General features: G+C 43.1%; 15 protein-coding genes and 1 tRNA gene. 10 read left to right on the top strand and 6 right to left on the bottom strand.

Annotated features, from left to right (window positions below):
- The first annotated feature begins 15 nt into the window (after nucleotides 1–15).
- The 4 genes from IE130_RS07535 (at nucleotide 16) to IE130_RS07520 (ending at nucleotide 6,484) form a co-directional block, all read left to right on the top strand.
- Complete coding sequence (locus IE130_RS07535; protein ID WP_227676159.1) at nucleotides 16–2,643, top strand: ABC transporter permease; 2,628 nt, start codon at nucleotides 16–18, stop codon at nucleotides 2,641–2,643.
- 402 nt (nucleotides 2,644–3,045) lie between these two features.
- Complete coding sequence (locus IE130_RS07530) at nucleotides 3,046–4,374, top strand: reverse transcriptase domain-containing protein (RefSeq protein ID WP_189584024.1); 1,329 nt, start codon at nucleotides 3,046–3,048, stop codon at nucleotides 4,372–4,374.
- Nucleotides 4,375–4,635: 261 nt separating this feature from the next.
- On the top strand, nucleotides 4,636–5,952 hold the full coding sequence (locus tag IE130_RS07525) for a valine--pyruvate transaminase (RefSeq protein WP_189584021.1): 1,317 nt from the start codon (nucleotides 4,636–4,638) through the stop codon (nucleotides 5,950–5,952).
- 109 nt (nucleotides 5,953–6,061) lie between these two features.
- Nucleotides 6,062–6,484 (top strand): hypothetical protein, encoded by a 423-nt coding sequence (locus tag IE130_RS07520; RefSeq protein WP_189584018.1) that lies wholly within the window; start codon nucleotides 6,062–6,064, stop codon nucleotides 6,482–6,484.
- Nucleotides 6,485–6,499: 15 nt separating this feature from the next.
- Here IE130_RS07520 and IE130_RS07515 read toward each other — a convergent pair whose 3' ends face one another.
- From IE130_RS07515 to hisB, 4 genes are all read right to left on the bottom strand, one after another.
- The gene (locus IE130_RS07515) at nucleotides 6,500–7,609 is read right to left on the bottom strand and encodes an SH3 domain-containing protein (RefSeq protein ID WP_189584016.1); all 1,110 of its coding nucleotides are present in this window, start codon (nucleotides 7,607–7,609) and stop codon (nucleotides 6,500–6,502) included.
- 98 nt (nucleotides 7,610–7,707) lie between these two features.
- Nucleotides 7,708–8,061 carry a hypothetical protein gene (locus IE130_RS07510; RefSeq protein WP_227676165.1) on the bottom strand — a complete coding sequence of 118 codons (354 nt, stop codon included), beginning with the start codon at nucleotides 8,059–8,061 and terminating at the stop codon, nucleotides 7,708–7,710.
- A gap of 176 nt (nucleotides 8,062–8,237) precedes the next feature.
- On the bottom strand, nucleotides 8,238–8,882 hold the full coding sequence (hisH, locus tag IE130_RS07505) for an imidazole glycerol phosphate synthase subunit HisH (protein ID WP_189584010.1): 645 nt from the start codon (nucleotides 8,880–8,882) through the stop codon (nucleotides 8,238–8,240).
- The gene (hisB, locus tag IE130_RS07500; RefSeq protein ID WP_227676158.1) at nucleotides 8,882–9,547 is read right to left on the bottom strand and encodes an imidazoleglycerol-phosphate dehydratase HisB; all 666 of its coding nucleotides are present in this window, start codon (nucleotides 9,545–9,547) and stop codon (nucleotides 8,882–8,884) included. The genes hisH and hisB overlap by 1 nt, the downstream gene beginning before the upstream one ends.
- 387 nt (nucleotides 9,548–9,934) lie before the next feature.
- On the opposite strand from hisB, the gene IE130_RS07495 reads away from it, so the two are divergent.
- Nucleotides 9,935–10,357, top strand: a complete 423-nt coding sequence (locus IE130_RS07495; RefSeq protein ID WP_189584007.1) for a hypothetical protein — start codon at nucleotides 9,935–9,937, stop codon at nucleotides 10,355–10,357.
- 122 nt (nucleotides 10,358–10,479) lie between these two features.
- Nucleotides 10,480–10,555, top strand: a tRNA-Phe gene (locus IE130_RS07490).
- A gap of 105 nt (nucleotides 10,556–10,660) precedes the next feature.
- On the opposite strand, the gene IE130_RS07485 is transcribed toward IE130_RS07490, so the two are convergent.
- Nucleotides 10,661–11,032, bottom strand: a complete 372-nt coding sequence (locus IE130_RS07485; RefSeq protein ID WP_189584004.1) for a hypothetical protein — start codon at nucleotides 11,030–11,032, stop codon at nucleotides 10,661–10,663.
- A gap of 179 nt (nucleotides 11,033–11,211) precedes the next feature.
- Between IE130_RS07485 and IE130_RS07480 the strand changes: the two genes are divergently transcribed.
- Nucleotides 11,212–11,712, top strand: a complete 501-nt coding sequence (locus IE130_RS07480; RefSeq protein ID WP_189584001.1) for a DUF4385 domain-containing protein — start codon at nucleotides 11,212–11,214, stop codon at nucleotides 11,710–11,712.
- A 128-nt stretch (nucleotides 11,713–11,840) separates the two neighbouring features.
- Nucleotides 11,841–12,512, top strand: coding sequence for a phosphoglycolate phosphatase (locus tag IE130_RS07475; RefSeq protein WP_189583998.1), 672 nt, complete (start codon nucleotides 11,841–11,843; stop codon nucleotides 12,510–12,512).
- Nucleotides 12,513–12,545: 33 nt separating this feature from the next.
- Here IE130_RS07475 and IE130_RS07470 read toward each other — a convergent pair whose 3' ends face one another.
- A complete protein-coding gene (locus IE130_RS07470; RefSeq protein ID WP_189583995.1) occupies nucleotides 12,546–14,123 on the bottom strand; it encodes a YifB family Mg chelatase-like AAA ATPase in 1,578 nt (525 codons plus the stop codon).
- Nucleotides 14,124–14,497: 374 nt separating this feature from the next.
- Here IE130_RS07470 and IE130_RS07465 point away from each other — a divergent pair, with 374 nt between their 5' ends.
- Nucleotides 14,498–16,951 carry a penicillin acylase family protein gene (locus IE130_RS07465; protein WP_189583992.1) on the top strand — a complete coding sequence of 818 codons (2,454 nt, stop codon included), beginning with the start codon at nucleotides 14,498–14,500 and terminating at the stop codon, nucleotides 16,949–16,951.
- Nucleotides 16,952–17,199: 248 nt separating this feature from the next.
- Nucleotides 17,200–18,741, top strand: a complete 1,542-nt coding sequence (gene hemN / locus IE130_RS07460) for an oxygen-independent coproporphyrinogen III oxidase (RefSeq protein ID WP_189583989.1) — start codon at nucleotides 17,200–17,202, stop codon at nucleotides 18,739–18,741.
- Nucleotides 18,742–18,902 lie beyond the last annotated feature (161 nt).

Below are 18,902 nucleotides of genomic sequence, written 5' to 3'. Positions count from 1 at the left end.
CTGGATTGTATCTTAATGAATAGTAAGCCCACAGACAATAAATCGACTGATACAAAAAAGACTGATACCAGTATGCGTCAAGAGTCCAGTTATCCTAGCGGCATCCTTAATCAACTATTTACCCAAACACTAGGCTCGCAAGCACTCAGCCGTAGCTGGTGGCAACGCTGGGTATATCCTGTGTTGTTTCTACTGACCTTGACCTTGTCACTTGCGACCTACCTGACCCTCGATTCCGTGCAGCAGTCTGTCGATCGCTATATCAATGACAATCAGCGCGCGCTCGTTGGTGGGGATCTAATCCTAAACAGTAAGCAAGACTGGCCAAGCGAGGTATTGACGCAAGTAGACACTCTCGCTGATACCCAGACGGTGTATGACTATCAGTTTAGCGCCATGCTGGTCAATGATGAGCAAACCTTGCTTGCCAGCGTCAAAGCCGTCTCGCCGTCGTATCCCTTATACGGTACAGCGGAGCTTGCCTCAGGACAGCCGCTATGGGATCAGCTAACATCCGACAGTGTGATCGTCGCGCCAGAAGTGCTCAGTAGTCTACAGGCCGATGTCGGCGACCGTATCACCATTGGCGATGCGCAATTCACGATCGGTGATGTACTGACAAAAGAACCTGATAGACCGCTGACCACATTTGGTTTCGGTGGGCGAGTCTTAATGCATCAAGACTCGCTTGCAGCGACCAACCTATTGGGTCAACGCAGCCGAATAAACTATCGTATCGAGATGGCAGGCGATCCAGAACTGATAACCACGCAGCGTAACAAGCTCACAGACATACTAACCAATTATCCCGATATCGAGCTATCTGACGCAGAGTCTGCAGATACTTCGGTCTCGCGTATCTCTGACAATGTCCTGATGTTTTTAAAACTGCTGGTCATCGCGGTATTACTACTATCTGCGGTCGCCATGTATGGTGTCATTAGTGCATTTGTCAGTAAGCAGCAGTCCAATAATGCCATTCGTTTGGCGCTAGGCGAGCCGCTTGGTTCACTCAAACGTAGCTATTATCAATTGCTCATCATCACGACCGCTATCGCTTGTATCGCAGCGATTACGCTTAGTTTGGGCTTACTCAAAATCGGTCAACCCTATATGGTGGCTATCTTGCCTGCTGACGTTGGTCTAGCCATCAATCCAATCAGCGCCATCAAGACCATTGTGATTGCCTTAGTCCTGACACTACTGATCACTCAGCGTGGTTTGAGTACGCTGAGCACCACCAAGCCCGCGACCCTCCTGAGTCAAGGTGCGAGCACGCAGACGCAAAATCTGCATTGGTATCGACGCGTGCCATTACTATGGTATGGGCTGATGCTGGCAGGGCTGTATGCCTTCTTTGCTTATGAAGTTGGCTCACTGTCATTAGGCGCACAGCTATTGGGCGGCTTGATTGGCTTTGTGGCGATATTTTGGCTACTGGCTCGTGGGTGGCTGTGGTTGCTTGCCAAGGTGGCGACGAAAACCAAGATCAGTTGGATGCAGCGTATTGCCATTCATAACCTTGCGCGTAAAGGCAATCAATCAGCGTTGTTCTTTGTCACCTTATCACTATCGGTGGCGGTGCTGACGCTCATTACCACACTCAATCACAGTATCAATGCGCAGTTTATCAATGCCTATCCTGAAGACGCGCCTAACTTATTTTTGCTCGATGTGCAGAGCGATCAACACGACGATATTGATGCGATCATTGAGGCGCCCGTCACTTATTATCCGGTCATTCGTGCGCGTGTGGAGACGGCCAATGATGTGGTGGCAAAAGATATCGTGCCTGCAGATGGGTTTGATGATCCTACGCGTGTCTTTAACTTGAGCTACGCAGATACGGTCATGGAGACCGAATACATCACTGAATCACTCACAGATGACGCGCTATATACCCCTATCGATGCGACAGATGAGCAAATCAAGCCTTTATCTATTTTGGACACTGCCGCCAGTATGCTCAATGTCGGTATGGGTGATCAGGTGCGCTTTAATATTCAAGGGATCGAAATTGTCGGGCAAATCACCAGTATTCGTACGCGCTATGAGCGTGGCCCAAGTCCATATTTCTATTTCTTATTTGAGCCGTCCGTGCTGTCCGCTGCCCCGCAGATTCAGTTTGCTACTGCGCACGTACCAGAGAGTGCCATTCCAGAGCTACAAGGCAAACTGGTACGCGAGTTCCCTGCTGTCACCACGATCGATGGCACTGCTATCGCGAAGCAAATCCAAGAGCTAGTAGTACAAATGAGCCGCTTGGTCTATGTGTTCACCTTGCTTGCCCTACTCACTGGGGTCATGGTGCTGATCAGCTCGCTACTGTCTACCTCGCAAGATCGTATGAAGGACAGCGCGTCCTTTAGACTGCTGGGTATGCAAAAGCGCGACTTATATATGCTCAATATTTTAGAGTTGGGTGTGCTTGGTATTAGCGCGGCGACCTTTGCCGTTGTCATCGCTAGCGTTGGCGCATGGGCGGCTATCACTCAATGGTTTAATCTACAATTTAGTGTGCCGTGGGCAAACTTAGGACTCGGCGGTATTGCGTTAGTTGCCTTGCTGTTTGCCATTGCTATTATCTATGTGAGACTGGTGATTGGACGCGGTATTATGGCTAGGGTAAGGGCGATGGTTTAATGTGAAAAAACCTCTAATAAATTTCTATAGCCGTATAGACTAAACCACACTAGAATCTTTTTAATTAACAAGTGTTTTCTAATTCATTAATATAAATATTAATGCTATTATCTATTTAGCTCTAAATAACGCAAACAATTTAACAAATTGTAAGCTTGTTATATATGAGCTTATCATTCCATATGACAGCTATATGACGTACCGTGTCAAACGTGCGCTATATTTAAGTGGCGACATTGTTCAACGCTTGAGAAAGCTTGCTCATAGATTGCGTGTAGCACTCCACCTTCGTCGTGACTATCTAGTGAATAGACCTTTTGCATAAATTCTTTATTTCGTTAGTAAAACTTGATATATGAATTTTTGCAAAAGGTTTGTTGAATAGAAGCAAGGGAGATAGTCATGACAGATAAGGTTAAATTCTCATCCTATATAAATAAGAATTTTAAATCCACTCTTAATCAACTCGCTAAAAACAAGTCGAAAGCCGACAACTCCTACCATACTGAATACATAACAGTTAATGACTATCTAAATAGCTTTAATGAACAAGCTTTAACTGATATTTGTAATAGAATATCAAAGCTTAAATATAACTGTGATCATTTAACCCCTATTATTCTGCCTAAAACAAACTGTCTTAAACGCGATGTAATGACGTTAGACAATACTCGTCTGGTCTGTGTTCCCTCAGTACAAGATAGAATCCTTCAAAAGCTATTTATTAAATACTTAAAAGACCATTATGAAGAAATATACAAAGTATTTTGTAAGTATGATCATGCCTTGAATAAAGGTTATAACGACAAAGAAGTAGAATATATTGATGATAAAGGAACACCAAACAAGAAAACCATACATGGTATTCGCAAAGCTTTAGATGACGTTATAGAGTATCGGGGCAAGTATAAATACGTTATCAAAGCAGATATTGTCAAATTTTTTGACAATATAAATAGAGAAATTGCTGTAAAGAAATTTGAAAAAGAGTTTATTGGATTAAATGAAGATAAAGAGCTGATTGCCATTTTTAAAAGTTTTGTTTACTGCGATGCTAAGTTGGATTATGGCGATCTAAAGTATAAAAAACTCATAGAAAAATATCTAGAAGAACTCAAAGGCAAAGGTGTTCGTCAAGGTATGCCTATAGCATCATTATGCTCTTCAATGTATTTATACGAGTTTGACAATTTAATGATTAAGAACAGCATACCGTATATACGTTATGCAGATGACTTTCTAATCTTTAGCAACTCTTATGACAGAGCTAAAAAACTAAAAGATCACGTTCAAGAAAACCTTAAAAATATTGGTTTAGATATTGAAAAGGAAGTTGGAAAACCGAAAACCGAAATATGTGGTGCTAAATGCAAGTTTACATACCTAGGCTTTGATATAGTTTATAACTCTAGACTACAATCTTATCAACGACGCATTCCTGAGCCAGTTTTTTATAAGGCTATAGGACGAATAAATAGTTTTCAATCGATGACTAAGGTTAAACGCGAATGCGGTAATTATGTTGATTTTAGTTTATATCTCAAAATGCTTATTTCAGGGTATACAAACTTTTATAGCGAAGATTTAGCTATTAATGGCAAGGAATTCAACAAAGATTTAATAAAAGCATCTAAAGATGTCAGAAAAAAACTGATTACCGATAATCTAAATATAGATTTTGAAAATATCGGCTCAGCAAATAAGAGAATGTTTTTCTTTGGTATCAAATAAATCTGACTTGCTCATTGTAAATTCCACTTTTGCTCTTTAAATCATCGGTAAGGTTAGCTAACAAACCCTTCAGACAGAACGCCTTCTATTCAATTAGAGGGCGTTTTTTGCTTAATCAAATGTCTCAGAATATAAACCAATATCAGCCATGTAGTTTGCTTATTTATTGGGGGGATTACCCAGCCCTCATTTGCTATACTAACCCAACTTTATCGGTTAAATACCCACTTATAACACCCTCCCAAACAGCATGGTAGCCTTATGAAATTCTCAAAGTTCGGTCAAAAATTTACCCAGCCCACTGGCATCTCACAATTGATGGATGATCTGGGCGATGCGCTAAAAAGCGATCAGCCAGTTAATATGCTGGGCGGTGGTAACCCTGCCAAAATTGATGCCGTCAATGAGCTGTTTTTGGAGACGTATAAAGCGCTTGGTACGGATAACGACGCAGGCGTACCCAATAGTAGCGCGATTATTAGCATGGCGAATTACTCTAATCCGCAAGGTGATTCGGCCTTTATTGATGCCTTGGTTGGCTTCTTTAACCGCCATTATGATTGGAACCTTACCTCAGAAAATATTGCTTTGACCAATGGCTCACAGAATGCTTTTTTCTATCTGTTTAATCTGTTTGGCGGCGCTTTCGCTGATGAGAATAGCGAGTCTATCGACAAATCCATTCTACTGCCATTGACCCCTGAGTATATCGGCTATAGCGATGTGCATGTCGAAGGTCAGCATTTCGCAGCGGTATTGCCACATATCGATGAAGTGACTCATGATGGCGAGGAAGGTTTCTTTAAATATCGTGTCGATTTTGACGCATTAGAAAACTTGCCAGCGCTAAAGGAAGGTCGTATCGGCGCGATTTGCTGCTCACGCCCGACCAATCCGACTGGCAACGTGCTGACCGATGACGAAATGTCGCATTTGGCCGAGATTGCCAAACGTTATAACATACCCCTTATCATCGATAATGCCTACGGTATGCCCTTCCCTAACATCATCTATTCAGACGCGCATTTGACGTGGGATGACAATACGATTCTGTGCTTTAGCCTATCTAAAATTGGCCTACCCGGTATGCGTACGGGTATTATCGTTGCCGATGCGAAGGTAATTGAAGCGGTCAGCGCGATGAATGCCGTAGTGAATCTAGCGCCTACGCGTTTTGGTGCAGCGATTGCGACGCCATTGGTAGAAAACGATCGTATCAAGCAATTAGCCGATAATGAGATTAAGCCGTTTTATCAAAAGCAGGCGACCCTTGCCGTGAAGCTGTTAAAAGAAGCATTGGGTGATTATCCATTGATGATTCATAAGCCTGAAGGCGCGATTTTCTTATGGTTGTGGTTTAAAGATTTGCCGATTACCACGGTTGAGCTGTACGAGATTTTAAAAGAAAAAGGCACGCTCATTGTGCCGAGTCAGTATTTCTTCCCCGGTGTCGATGTCAGCGATTATCAGCATGCACATGAGTGTATTCGTATGAGTATCGCGGCGGATGAGCAGACGCTGACTGATGGTATCAAAGTGATTGGGGATGTGGTGCGTGAGTTGTATGATGGTCGGTAGGCTTTGCAAGTGAGCTGAGAATTATAGTTAGATCTAGTGTAAAAGTATTCGAAAGTCTCTACGCCAGTTACAGCCATCACATTATTTTAGGAATAATTAAATGAGACTTATGTCAGCTATAGTCTTACTTCTAATGTCTGGTTGTAGCTCTGTGCATTCCGATGACGCCAACTATAAAGTTTTGATTCATGGCAATGAGGAATGCAACTATGACTATGGTGTAGAAGACTTTTGCGACGAATATAATCAAATATCCTATAAAAATACTGACAAGACTATCAATTTTGATAAAGATAAAGTTTTAGTATTTCCGGAAGATAACTTTGGTTATTTAGTTGTTATAAACCCAGAAACTCAAATAGCTTATCCTTTTGGATACTTAGTTAATTATAAAAAACTAATTTTTTCTAAAGATTCTAACGAATTCTGTATAGAGGGAGATATCTCTGCTTATCGTGATGAGGATAGTGGATACTTCTGTTTTGAGTTTACTGAAAAAAACTTTGAGCGCATTTACGATGCTACTCGCTAGTATTTAGCCTAACAATTATAGATTTACCTTTATCCTAACATACTGAAATTGGTCGTTAATATTGCCATCCGCTGTCCAATAAGTAGCAATATGATTGACCGCTAAATACAGATATCCGTCTCTCGCCCAAAATATGTCTTCTTTTTCAGTAGACGGCATCCAATTTTTAAAGCCAGCCAGTATAATAGGAGTAATGTCATTGCCTTCGATTTTGTACAGTTCCAGATCGGTATTTAGCTCGTAGGGATTGGCATAGGTAGAAATAATATATTGTTTGTTTGGTGAAATATAAGGATAGTCAGAAAATTCTTGCTTCAAATACCCTTCAACTGCATCAACCATTTTATAACCATGGCCTTCCCAGTACTGCACCTCAATTAAATGCTGATCTAAAAAGTCAAACTTACCGAGATAGCGGTAATCCTCAGTATCACCTTCTATATCACTGTCTACAAACTTTACAGAATCTTTGGCCAATTGGATCGATAGCACCCCATTTTTCTTTTTAATCGTTTTATCAGTAGATAAGAAGTTAACGGCAAGTGGACGTTTACGCTCAAACAAAGCTTTATCGATCAATTCAAATTGCAGGTAGTCGTTGAGCGCCTCACCATTTTCAAAGTGTGCACTATCTCCAGCTACTGATAAGTACGACATTATGTTTAAGTCTTCAGCAGTCAATGCTGTTGTGTTGATAGGGCCTGTTTGCGCTTTTTTCACAAAGACCTTTTCCCATTTGATAGTATCAGTCTCTACAACGCCGTCATTGTCCTCATCATATTCTCTACGAATTCTGTCTTGCACCGCATACCAATCCTTTCTATCTTCAATGACGTCTAACTTCTCACCAAAGGCATAGCTTTTCACCTTTCGAGCAGCACCGCTTGGTAACTGACGCGCGATTAACCCATCTTTTGCCGTCACGTAAACTTGCTTCAATACAGTCGTATCATCGTAGTCAATCTCGATACCATCACGATTGTACTGTGCTAAAAGTGCTGCCGATATGGGTTTATTTAGGTCAATGATGCCGTTTTGACTTGCCATTGCTGAATGATAGCTAAACGTCGTTAGGCATAGAATGATAGAAGAAAAAATGTAAGTAGGTATTTTAAATGAAGGCATAATATGGTCTGCTATATATTTTATATTATGAATTTTACACCATAAAATCCTACTTAAGTTCACTTTATTAATATCTGAAATAAAATTACTTCGGAATATTAGCGTTGCTTTAGTAGCTTAGTTGAGGGGTTGGACGCATGAAATATTTTCGTCCACGTCATAAGCCCATAAAACACATAAGACAGCATGCAGGTATTGATCAAATCACGGATACTGGCAGTAATCTGATCACGGCTCAAACCAGCCATGCCTAGCGATTCAATCGTCTCTCGATTGTCCAAGTACTCACCCAACAGCGCAATGCAAGTCACGACGATCAAAGCGATAAATGATCGAATACCTTGGCTTTTGATAATAGGACGCAGCGCAACCAGACACAGCAGATAAACACCGACACCGACATAGATATGTAAGGCATCTTTGGCAAGGCCAGTTGTTTCCACAACATTCATTTTAAAGGCAGTAAAATCCACTGAGATATTCCAAATATAAGCGAGTAGAAAATAGCTGAGCGTATCACGAAATAATGACAGCTAAAAAGTAATGGCTGAGCATAAAAAAGGTAGATTATATAATTGATAACCTACCTTCTGCTAAATTAAATATTCACTTCACGTTTATCAACTACTTACACATTCCACTCTACAAAGTTCTTGAGCAGTTGCAAGCCAGCGGTATGGCTCTTTTCTGGATGGAACTGGGTGGCAAATAAATTGTCTTGGATGACGCTAGCACAAAACGGCTGACCATAGTCACAGACAGCAGCAACTTGAGCGCTATCGGCAGGCTCACAGTAGTAGCTATGCACAAAGTAAAAGTGCGCATTGTCCTCGATACCCGTCCACAATGGATGCTCAAAGTCCATACCACTGATCGTATTCCAGCCCATGTGTGGTACTTTAATCGTAGCACCTTGTTTGTCTTTCCACGTAGGGTTAAATGCTTCTACCGTGCCGTTCAAGATACTAAGACAGTCTGTACCGCCATTTTCAGATGACTGCTCAAACAACGCCTGCATGCCCACACAGATGGCCATAACGGGCTTGTTAAACACTGCATGGCGTATGACGTCATCAATCCCTGCCTCGTGCATACCAGCGATACAGTCACGCATAGCACCGACACCTGGGAAGACAATCTTATCTGCTGCCGCCACCACTTTGGGATCGTTGGTGATAGAGACTTCCGCTCCTACCACTGACAACGCTTTACTGGCGGAATGTAAATTACCCATACCATAATCTAGTAGTGCAATTTTGGTCACTTTAGCCATTAAAATGCCTCTTTGGTCGATGGTAGCGTATTTAACGCACGCTCATCATATTCACAAGCCATACGTAGCGCACGAGCAAAGGCTTTGAAAGTTGATTCGATTTGGTGATGACTGTTTTTGCCTTTTAGATTGTCTAAATGCACCGTCATCCAAGAATGGTTAACGAAGCCGTAGAAAAACTCACTAAACAAATCAACATCGAAACGACCCACGTGCGAGCGGGTAAATGGAATGTCCATATGCAAACCCGGACGACCTGATAGATCGACAACCGCACGCGTCAACGCTTCATCTAGCGGTGCATAAAAGTGCCCGTAACGACGGATGCCTTTTTTGTCGCCCAATGCTTTATTAAAAGCTTGCCCAAGCGTGATACCCGTGTCTTCGACGCTATGGTGGTCATCGATAAAGGTATCACCGTTGCATTTAATATCTAAGTCAAACAAACCGTGACGCTTGATTTGATCAATCATATGGTCCAAAAACGGCACACCAGTATCCACAGTGCCTTGACCAGTCCCATCAAGGTTGACGGTACAAGTGATTTGCGTTTCAGCAGTGATGCGTTCAACGGTCGCGATACGTTCAGGGCGACCATGTAGATTTAGGTTTTTTGGTGCAGTTTGCTCAGGTGTGTCAGCGGTCGTCGTTATATTGGCGGTCATGGCTACTCTCTATCAGTTTTTTATCAGTGAAAAGCGGTCAATAAATAGGGCAAAAAAGCGCCTATTTCATTGTTGCTAGTACCTGAATCAGCACTAGCAAAAAATGTATTAGAAAATGATATATACAAAAGATATCAAGGCATTAGGGTTTATACGTACTAAATATTATATAGCCTCATCATAGCAAACCCTAACATTTACCGCCACGGTCAAGCGGTAAACCACGCACAAAATTACCGCATTCTGCTAAAATAGTGTATTCAGTATTATCAATCATGACTCGCACTGACTGTGCGACATCATATTCTATAGCCTACTCTCTATGGCATAGTGCTGTGTCATACTGCTACTTTATACTATAAAAACCCTTTGTTTATAGGAACTGCCATGCCTTTAGAAGCGATCGCCATTAATAGCTTGGATGCCCCACTTATCAAAAAACCTGCTCGCGACAATGAGCTAGCAGAGCGCTTGCAGGCATTGTACGATAGCGATGACGCGCAGCCTGATGGTCTCGAGGTATTAAATATCGTTGAGCAGGGCTTTAAGCGTGGGCAATACCTATATGTCGGTATGTTCAATGACAAGCCTATCGCTGCCATTGCCTGTTTTGATGATGGGCAGACCAATGCCAAGCGCTTACAGTATCTTACTGTTCATACCCAAAATCGTGGTCGTGCTATCGATGCCAAGTTTATTAAACTGGTTTATGATGCCGAAGTGAAAAAAGGCGTGCGTGAGTTTGTCCCTGCTGATGCGGATATTCACCGTATCATGAGCGAGTATGAGCTTCTGCGTGTCAAAGATTAGTTTTAGCGTTAAAAAGCGATATTTTGATAAATAAGTCATTTTTTTAATTTTTTATCGCTTATGATGCAAAAACTACTTGACAGTAACGCCTATATTTAGTTTAATAGCGCCTCAACGAAGACGGCTCGATAGCTCAGTCGGTAGAGCAACGGATTGAAAATCCGTGTGTCGGCAGTTCGAACCTGCCTCGAGCCACCATTCGTTTAAGAATTCTAAAAAGCCCCAGACATTTAATGTTTGGGGCTTTTTTTATGTGTAAATTTTATCGTATTCTTTAGCATTCATTTTATTCATGCGTTTCTCTTATTCGTATAGCCGACCACGTAATAATAAATTACAACGCTCGCGTGAATCCAAGTCATAAATGGTCGCACGGTAATCAATACCGTGACGGCCTTCAAAAAACACCACCCGATCACCCACTGCTAAGAAACAAGAAGTACGCGCATCATAGATAAAACCATCAATGACGAATGCCAAATCACGATCTATCTCGCGTACCGTATAGGTCTCACCTTGCGGAATCAAACGCTCAAACCATGCGCTATGGGCGGCATTAGTGCTTAGCACACTTATGAGCAGCAGCGCTGATATCATAAAGGTACTTTTTAACGACATCGTAACAGTCGCGCCAGCTAAGCTGATTTTATTTAGGATATTTTTATTAACTGTCATGACCTTAACCTACTCAGACCTGCCCAATGATTGATTCTGTTCGCTACGCTTCTTATGCTAAACGCTTACTGTCACGGTTGCATAACATTTCTGTGCTGTTTTTTAGACGGCAGTGCTCAGTATACTCGATAGCAATGATAATGATAAATAAGACAGATAAATGCTAATAGGGATAAGCGATGAGAGAGTTTGATTATGATTTGGATTATAAAAACCTAGACTTGCGCGCGCAGCCTGAGCTGTATCGCGTCGGTCGCGGTGAGCAAGGCGTATTATTGGTAGAGCCTTATAAGTCTGAGATACTGCCGCACTGGCGCTTTGCCACGCCTGATATTGCGACTGAAAGTAGCGAGGCAATTTATCAAATGTTTTTAGATTATCTGGCAGCTGATGACTTTGTCGGTGCGGATATGGCGCGCAAATTTATTCAAATGGGTTATACCCGCGCCCGTCGCTATGCCAATCACAAAGGCGGCAAGAAGTATAAAGGGCCAGTGCCCAATGATAAAAAAGGCCAAAGCGGTGCACATGGTCGCGCAGAGTTACCACGACAAGAGGAAGACCCAGTCAAAGCAGAATCGGCGCGGATTTTTAAACAAAAATGGGATGAGTGCCGTGAGAACAAAGATTATCTAAAAATGAAAAAAGAGCATCGTGAACGTTACAAAGATAGCGAGTAAATTGCTATTGCTCATAATATTAAGAACAGTAGAACACTAAATTGACTGGTCTCAAAACACTACTGTGCTAAGGTATGGCACGATATACCAAACATAATAAATATAACGACTTTTAATAGTGAGGAACAATGGATAAGCAACTTTTAATTTTTGATTTTGATGGCACACTGATCGATAGCGTGCCAGATTTGGCTGATGCGACCAATGCGATGCTAACCACGCTTGGCAAAGAGACTTACCCTATTGACAGCATACGTAATTGGGTCGGCAATGGCTCAAGAATGCTGGTCGAGCGCGCATTGGTGGGTAAGGTAGAAGTGTTAGAAGGTGAGTTGACGGTCGAGGAAGCTGATCATGCCGAGCAGGTGTTTTTTGAGGCTTACAACAATATCAGCGGTAGCAAAACCGTCGCTTACCCAGATGTCGATAACGGATTAAAGAAGCTGAAAGATGCAGGTTATACGCTCGCCTTGGTGACCAATAAACCCATTCGTTTTGTACCGAAGATATTACGGTCATTTGGCTGGCAGGACTTGTTTGCCGAAGTGCTGGGCGGTGATAGTCTAGCTGTTAAGAAACCAGACCCTGCGCCGCTACTACATGTCTGTGAGGCGTTGAATATTGACCCAGCACAAGCAATCATGATTGGTGATTCTAGAAACGATATCTTGGCAGGACAAAACGCCAATATGGATACCCTTGGACTGTCCTATGGTTATAACTACGGGCAAGACATTCGTGAGCTGAATCCTACCGAAGCATTTGATGACTTTGCCGCCTTGGTTGATTATCTTTTATAAGGATAAATGACAAATAGCTGAACATCACGTCAGCTACTTACTTCGATAGCTCAATGCCTCTGACACGTGGGCACTCGTGATATCGGTACTGTCGGCAAGGTCTGCGATGGTACGTGCAACGCGCAAGACTCGATGATAGCCGCGTGCCGATAGATTCAGACGTTGCTGAGCAAGCTGTAATAGCTGCTGCTCGCCCGCGCCTAGCTGAATATATTTATCAATCTCGCTCGGGCTAAGCTCATTATTGACCTTTTTTTGCCGTTTTAATTGATGCTTGTGCGCGGCAGCGACCCGAATCCGCACTTGCTCGGAGGTTTCACCAGCTTGAGCATTTTGCAAGTCGGCAATCGGTAACGCTGGCACGGTAATATGCAAATCAATGCGATCAAGCAGTGGGCCCGACAGCTTATCTTGATAGCGCTTAATCTGCTCGGGACGACAACGACATCTTGCCGAGCCGTCACCATCATAGCCACACGGACACGGGTTCATCGCCGCTACTAGTTGAAAGTTGGCTGGGAAGGTCATTTGTGAATTAGCACGGCTGATGGTAATTTGCTTCGCCTCTAATGGTTGGCGCAGCACCTCTAACACCGTACGATCAAACTCTGGTAATTCATCAAGGAATAACACGCCTTTATTGGCAAGGGTAATCTCGCCCGGTTTGGGACGTGAGCCGCCACCGACCAAAGCCACGGCTGATATGGTATGATGAACTTGGCGAAATGGCCTTGTCCCATAATCATAATCACTGTCTGCCACCGAATAAGTACTGGCAACTTCTAACGCATCCTCAGCACTCAAATCTGGCAAGATAGTCGGTAGCCGCGAGGCCATCAATGTCTTGCCCGAGCCGGGAGGCCCTGTGAATAACAGCGAATGACCACCAGCGGCGGCAATCTCTAGCGCACGCCTAGCATGATGTTGGCCTTTGACATCAGCCAAGTCTACTTTATAACCGGTGTGTTTTTCTATCGCAGCGGGCGGTACAATCTCTAAGCGCTCGTAAGTGGCATTTGGATTGGTCAAAGATTGCAAATGATCGCAAACGGCTTTTAGACTATCCGCCGCCAATATCTCTACACCCTCGACACGGCTAGCTTCCGCACCGTTATCGATCGGGACGATTAACTGCGGCGTTTGTGGCTCTTGACCCTGCTCCGTCAATTCTAGTTCATCATTATCTGCTGTCTGTAATACTTTGGACGCCAACACTTCCGCCTTTATCGCTCGTGCTACTGCCAAGCTACCAGTGACTTGCCGTAAATTCCCATTGAGTGCTAACTCACCGATAAACTCAAACCCTGATAGTACCTCTGGATCTAACTGATCGCTGGCTGCCAAGATGCCAATGGCAATGGGCAAATCTAGCCGCGCGCCATCTTTTGGCAAATCTGCTGGCGCTAAATTAATCGTCAGGCGACGATTGGGGAACTGAAAGCCAGAATTCAGAATGGCTGAGCGCACGCGGTCTTTACTCTCGCGCACAGCAGCTTCTGGTAGACCGACGATGGTCAATGCTGGCAAGCCTTGCGATAAATGCACCTCAATAATGACCTTGGGTGCATGCAAACCGACGACTGAACGGGTATAGACTTGAGCAAACGACATCAGCGTTTCCTAATAAAGGGAGCTTTTGATCATAAAGTATTATGTATCAGTGCGCAAATGTCGTGTATTTTATAATAAAAATGGTTTAGCTACTGCTAAACCTCACTTTCTCAACATTTTAACGAACCATTATCTATGGGTTTTTTGAATGCCGAGCTATGATTTCAAAGAATAAAAAGCGCTCCTACCTTTTATTTTTATAAGAAAAATAATTTTATTAAATTACTGGTAAAGTTATTTCTTTTAGGTATATGATTGGTGAGTGTTTGTACACTGAAAGCAACAATAGCAATTTATTGACTATTTAGAGCGCGACAGATAAGAGGATTATCAGTGCTTTAAATCGTAAAAATTAACCATGGATGGTAAATACAATGAATATATTGATTAAAAATCGGCGAGTGCCCACGCTCACCCTACTCACAATGGCTGTTTCTTTAGCATTATTCGGCTGTTCTGATAGTGATAATAGCTTTAACGATGACGATACTGATACCCCTACCCCTGCATCGACGTATGAAGCTGACATTCAACGTACCGAGTTTGGTATACCTCATATTACCGCAAAGGATTATAAAGGGCTGGGCTACGGTGTCGGCTATGCGTTTGCTGAAGATAACTTCTGCTCGCTGGCCAAAGAAGTTGTGGTCGCTAGCGGTCAGAGCATGCTGTATCTAGGCGATGAAGGTAATGTTGATAGCGATGTATTTTATACTTGGTACAACTCTCCAGAGAGAAAAGCTGAATTCTTAGCGGCTCAAGATCCTGAAACTATTGATGCGGTCACAGGCTATGCAGCAGGCTTTAGTCGTTATCTGCGAGATAAAGGTGTGGCGAATATTGATCCTGCTTGTGCTAACGCTGAGTGGGTTCGAGAGATTACTATTGATGACCTACTGACAGTTTATGGTAAAGCCAATCTACGCGGTGGGCTCTCTAACTTTGTCAGCCGTATTGTAGCGGCAGCTCCTCCTGCAACTACTGGCATTCAAGGTAGCTCTAGAATGAGTAGCGTCGAGCCTACAGTAGAGTCAGATGAAGAGTTTGACATGACGACTATCAATGTACTGAATGGCGGTAGTAACGCTTATGCCTTTGGTAGTGAGGTGACAGGAACAGATAGTGGTGTCCTATATGGTAACCCACATGAGCCATGGAACGGTGTCCAGCGTTTTTATGAGTTTCATACAACGATACCAGGTGAGCTTGACGTAATGGGCGCCGCCCAACAAGGTCAACCTTTTATCAATATTGGCTTTAATAAAGACGTTGCTTGGAGTCATACCGTATCAACTGCCAAACGCTTTACGCTTTACCAGCTTAATCTAGTAGATGGCAACCCTTTGAAATACAAATACACAAATAGCGCGGGTGTGGTTGAGGAACGTGATATCGAAAAAGTCGATGTGACGGTTCAATTGCCAGACAATCAAACGTTGGTTCAACCTATCTATTTGTCTCAATATGGGCCTATGCTCGCGGCTAACTTGCTTAATGGTCTTTTGCCAACGTGGGGTGCGAACAATCTGGCTTATACGATTCGTGATGCTGCCTCTGAAAATCCAAGAGCACTTAATCAGTGGCGTAGTATGAACATGGCCACTAGCGTTGAAGATCTCGTCGATAGAATGCAGACTACTTTAGGCCTAGGCTTTGTTAATACCATCGCCACCGATCGTAATGGCAAGGCGCTCTATGCTGATATCTCTACCGTGCCTAATGTCACTAGAGAAAAGCTAGAAAGTTGTGGTACTAATGCGGGGATTTTCCTGAATGCTCTGATTGCATCTGACTTGCCCGCACTAGATGGCAGTAAAGCTGCCTGTGAATGGGACAATGATGCCGACTCACCACAAGCAGGTATTTTTGGCGGTTCAAACTTACCATTCTTAATTCGTGATGACTACGCTCTAAACTCGAATGACTCTTATTGGTTTAGTAATGCAGAACAGCCGTTGACAGGATTCTCACCATTATTGAGACGTGGGTTATTACCTCTTTCTGAAGATGCCGCGCCATTATCTCCACGTACTCGTATGGCCTTTACTCAAATATTTGATCGATTAAGTAATAAAGATGGTTTAGGCGGAAATACCTTTAACCTTGATAATATGCAACAAGTCGTCTACGGAAATCGCAGTTATGGCGCTGAATTAGTGCTTGATGATGTGTTGGCAGATTGCCAAGCTAATCCGACATTACCTTTGACTGACGGTGGGACTATCGATGCCACTCAAGCTTGTACTGTCTTGAGTAACTGGGATCGTCGTAACAATCTTGATAGTAAAGGTGCTCATGTCTTTAGAAAATTCTGGACCAATTTTGGGTTTAGTAGTTATGCAGGATTTAGTGTTCCCTTCGATAAGGCTGACCCTGTTAACACGCCTCGTGACTTAATCATCAATGATAAAACACGTAAAGCTTTGGGCGACTCTATTAGCTATTACAATAGTAAAAATATTGCGCTTGACGCACCGTTAGGTAGCTTACAATTCGTTATTGATGCGGACAAAAACGGTGAAAAAATCCCTATGCATGGTGGCTTCGGTGGTGAGGGCATCTTCAACGTTGCCAGCTCAAGTCAAAACAGCGATGGCACTTATGGTCCAATTACTAATGGTCCAACTTATATGCAATCGGTAACGTTTGATAGCAAAGGTCCGGTCGTGGAAGCGCTGTTAGCTTTCTCGCAAGCTGGTGATACCACACGTCCTTTCCATCGTGATCAAACCCGTCGTTATGCAGACAAAGACTGGATACGTCTGCCTTTTAGTGCTGGTGAAGTATCTAAACAAGCAGTTGGTGCTAAAATTGAGTTAAGAGAATAAAATTCTTCGTTATTTTAATAAAAGCAAAAGCCCTCAGATAGACTCTGGGGGTTTTTCTATTTTTAAAACAAAGTAAATCCATAGGCTAAGAGAACTTACCAATCACCCTATTATAAGCAAGGATTTGCTATACTATCCTTTGCAAACCAAGTCACTACTATCGCTAAAAGACGCTGATACGTTATCTATTATCATTAGTAGATAAGGTTGCTTTAATAGGCGCAAACAGCATCAAAAAGGAATGCCACATGACAGAACACTCTGAAACAAACACCCAGCAGCCTTATAATCGTGCAGGAGAGCAACCCACCACGGTACGCCCTGTCATGCAGCCGGACAACCCTTACGCCAGTACGCGCGGCAGTATTATGACCAAGCAGCTACCTACATTTGATGAATCGATTATCAATAAATACAATCGTTCAGGGCCACGCTATACCTCTTATCCAACGGCATTAGAGTTCTCACCAATCGCTGATGGCATTGAAACAACCATTCTCCAAAATCGCGAAGCCCGTGCGCCATTATCGCTCTATTTCCATATCCCATTCTGTCGTCATCTCTGCTATTACTGTGCCTGCAATAAAATCATCACCAAAAAAAATAGCGACTCAGGCGATTATTTGCAGTACTTAATCACTGAAATTAGCCACAAGCGCCGTTTATTATCTGCACCAGAGGGCAGCAGTAAACCACTCGTTAAGCAGCTCCATTTAGGTGGAGGCACGCCGACGTTTTTAAGTGATGAAGAGATGGGTCAACTGTGGGATTTTTTGCAGACCCAATTTGAATTTTTACCCGAAGGTGAAGGCGACTACTCTATTGAGATTGATCCCCGTGAGCTGGGTGACGAGACGTTAAAAACGCTACGCAATCTTGGTTTTAATCGCGTCAGCTTAGGTGTGCAAGACTTGGACGAAACGGTACAAATCGCTGTCAATCGTGTGCATTCAGCAGAAATGATCGAGAATGTGCTCACTGAGGCACGCGAGCTTGGTTTCCGTTCTATCAATATTGACCTGATTTATGGTCTGCCGCATCAAACACCTGCAACCTTGGATAAAACCGTACGCCGCATCATTGAGATGTCACCAGATCGTCTGTCGGTATTTAACTACGCGCACTTGCCAGAACGCTTTAAAGCCCAGCGTCAAATAAAAGAAGCAGACCTGCCAGACCCAGCGGCTAAGCTTGCCATGCTCGGCAATACCATCAACACACTGACCGAAGCGGGCTATCAATATATTGGTATTGATCACTTTGCCAAGCCTGATGACGAGCTAGCGGTGGCGCAGCGCGAGGGCAAACTGCATCGTAATTTCCAAGGTTACACCATTATGGGTGACTGCGACTTGCTAGGCTTTGGTGTCTCCTCTATCAGTCAAATTGCCAATGCCAATACCCGTTATATTTTGCAGAATGATACTGATTTACAAGCGTATCAGGCCAATATCGCTGCGTCGAAAAACAACCCTACTATCATGCCAGCGGTAAAAGTAATTAAAACGTCGATTAAAGATCGCTTACGTGAATATGTGATTATGAAGCTACTCTGCCACGACTATATCGACTTTAAAGATGTGAATCAGAAATTCGGTGTCGACGCCATTACTTACTTCATTGATGAGATTCAGCAATTGGGCAAGATGCAAGATGACAAGCTCATCGATATGGATGCCGCTGGAATTCGGGTCTTACCAAAAGGTCGCCTACTCGGTCGCAACGTCGCCATGGTATTTGATGAGTACTTGGCAAAGAAGCATCAAAATCGCTTTTCTAAAGTTATCTGACTATAGTCAAAATATCCTAAAGACGCGACGGTATTGCTGATATCAGTTTTTTGTAGCCTCTGTCTGCGCAGGCACAGCAAGCAAGGAAAATTGATATCAGCAGTGCATCATGTATAGATATTACTTTTTACTGACTATAGACTGGCTTTTGAGTTAATTAT

Origin of the sequence: Psychrobacter glaciei, from assembly GCF_014652895.1 — a bacterium.
Classification (GTDB): domain Bacteria; phylum Pseudomonadota; class Gammaproteobacteria; order Pseudomonadales; family Moraxellaceae; genus Psychrobacter; species Psychrobacter glaciei.
This window is presented reverse-complemented; position numbering and strand designations above follow the sequence as displayed.